Source organism: Bartonella sp. MR30HLJHH (assembly GCF_042194195.1).
Lineage (GTDB): Bacteria > Pseudomonadota > Alphaproteobacteria > Rhizobiales > Rhizobiaceae > Bartonella > Bartonella grahamii.
Genome location: NZ_JBHIMO010000059.1, coordinates 1 through 2,489, shown reverse-complemented (window position 1 = coordinate 2,489; position 2,489 = coordinate 1). Strand labels below are relative to the sequence as shown.

Annotated in this window: 2 protein-coding genes; both read right to left on the bottom strand. The window is 45.0% G+C overall.

The features are described from left to right. Positions 1-1,837 (bottom strand): phage terminase large subunit family protein (locus ACFIKR_RS09165; protein WP_375659627.1); only part of this gene is annotated, 1,837 nt, incomplete at its 3' end. Continuing rightward, complete coding sequence (locus ACFIKR_RS09160; RefSeq protein ID WP_375659626.1) at positions 1,827-2,396, bottom strand: hypothetical protein; 570 nt, start codon at positions 2,394-2,396, stop codon at positions 1,827-1,829. The genes ACFIKR_RS09165 and ACFIKR_RS09160, both read right to left, overlap by 11 nt. Positions 2,397-2,489: the final 93 nt, after the last annotated feature.

Below are 2,489 nucleotides of genomic sequence, written 5' to 3'. Positions count from 1 at the left end.
TTGGCTGCTCTAAAGAGCCTTCAATTTTAAGTTTTTCCAGACGCTCTTCTAAGATATCGACTTCTCGATTAAGGTTTATTCCTGCCGAAATCAGACCTTGTAAAGCCGCATAAGCATAGACCCTACAGTCCAAGGCTTCATTTCTTGCCTTTTCGCTTTTTTGCCATTCAATGCGCTTGAAGCCTTTAAAATATTTGATGACTTTTCTTTCAGCGGTTAGCTGGTCAAAATATTCCCGATCAAGGTTTTTATGAAAGTGTGTTGCACCAGCACCCGATGCTTCAGGACCGGATTTTTTAAACCGTGCCGTGATAATATCTTTTGCTGCGTCAACCCCAACAATATAGAGATTAATCTGCCCCTTATTGTTTCTGCTTGGACGGCGCGGCCATACTGCACGCCATCCCGCTTGCCCCTTAATCCCCCAGATACGTCGTCCCTCACGGGGGCGCACATAATTATAAACCGCTTGTGTGTGTCCACCACCGGTATCAATACAAGCAGCTGTTATTCTGATACCCTCTTTATAGCCTGGATGTGGCCAGCGCTTTGCAAGATATTCATCCAATTGGTCCCACACTTCAAAAGAAGAGGGATCACCAGGGATGACCTGATAATCAATATGCCAGCTTTCTTCACTGCGTCCCCATCCCACCACTTCAAGCTCTAATCGGTCATTTTGCACGTCGATGCCTGCTGTCAACAACACGGCTTGTTCTGGTGCAATGGGATAATCTTCACGTTTTGCATAAAGACTATCGGTATCGATGACCTCTCCCGTTCTGTCTTCCCATGGCTCTCCAAGCACTGTATTAATAAAAACCTGTAAAAGAGCAGGATCTTCTTTGGCTCTTAAAAATTCGCGCGCACAATCGCCCCAAGTCAGCCATGGCGAATAAAGCGCTGAAATATGGTAAGAACGCAGACGAGGCTTACTTGACTCCTGTGTTGCGATCCAGCAAGCACCGTTTTCTTCTGCCATTAAGGTGGACTTACGATGTTCGGCATGTTCATGACCACAATGCGCACAAACAAAAACAGCTTTTTCGGGGGCGCCTTTTGTCCACTTGATTTGTGACCAAACAATCGGTTGTAGCGTACCACACGCATCACAAGGAACATTGTAATATCGCTGGTCTCCTAGCACAAAATCCTTGGCAATACGGCTTGTGTCACGGTGTGTTGGCGTGGACAATTTAAAAATTTTACGTTGAATAAAAGCAGAGGTTCGTTTTTCAGCAATTGTTACAGGATCGCCTTCATTATCGACATTCAATGGGTAAGCATCGACTTCATCCAAAACCAAATAGCGAATAGGAGAAGAACGCAATCCAGCTGCACTATTTGCTCCTGTAATCATCAATGTTCCCCCATAAAATTCCTTTGAAAACATTGTATTTCCACTGTCTCGTGCACGAGCAGGAGCAATGCGTTCACTTAAAGCAGGGCTAGCTGAAATCATCGGATCAAGACGAGACTTTGACAGTTTCTTAGCGGTCTCAACTGTCGGCATCACATAAAGGGCAGGTCCTGGACTATGATGAATGGCATAACCACAAAAGTTCAACGCTGCTTCCGACATTCCAACCTGTGCCCCTTTCATCACAACCGTTGTTTCAGTCGGATCATAAACAGAAAGATTATCCATGATCTCTCGCAAATAGGGGGTACGTATAGTCCTCCATAATCCAGGCTCAGCACTTGTAACTGTGCTCAAATAACGATTTTTATCAGCCCACTGGGAAACAGTATAAGGCGGGTCAGGACGGCGTCCTTCATTCGCATAGCAAAAAAAGAGCCCAGCATCAGAGGACGAGGGCGAAGCATCACTTATCATGTTCTGGATTCTCTTCTAAAATGTTGGGATCGTGAAAAGAAATAGGGACGACATTTTCCATTAAAGCTTTGCGTATATGATGATCGATAGCTCCAATAAGGCTCGCAGCATCACATCCCACTTGCGCCGCAATTTCAGCACCAAAGCGATAGGCAAAATTGAGCATTGTATCTCGATGCGCTCTTCCAAAGTTCCATGCTTCTTTTCTCACTTCTTCACGATCGACAGTTGTTTCGCGTAACTTTTCCAGAGCAATCTTTTCTTTTGCTAGCGCAACTTGCATTCGCTCCAGTTTTATCTTGTATTCGTTGGCTCCATCTGTGGAGGCTTGTTTGATCTTTGTTCGCCGTTGTCCATCAGGTGCTAAAAATGGGGGAGGGCGCTTTGTTGGATTTTCATTCCAGATGCTTGTGGCAAGGGCTTCATTGACAGAACCATCTTCAAAAAGAGCCGCATCAAATTTACCTGTCTTTATCCGAGAAACCACCGCATTATGTGAAACACCCATCTTTTTTGCAAACGCACGAACCGATAGACCCTTACGCGTTTTCTTATTCATAGTTGCTCCTTGCCTTGATTTTTTTCTCATCTTGAGGAATGGGGCTTTCGGCGTACCAAGAAAGAAAGCTTTACATCACGAACTGAAAAACGG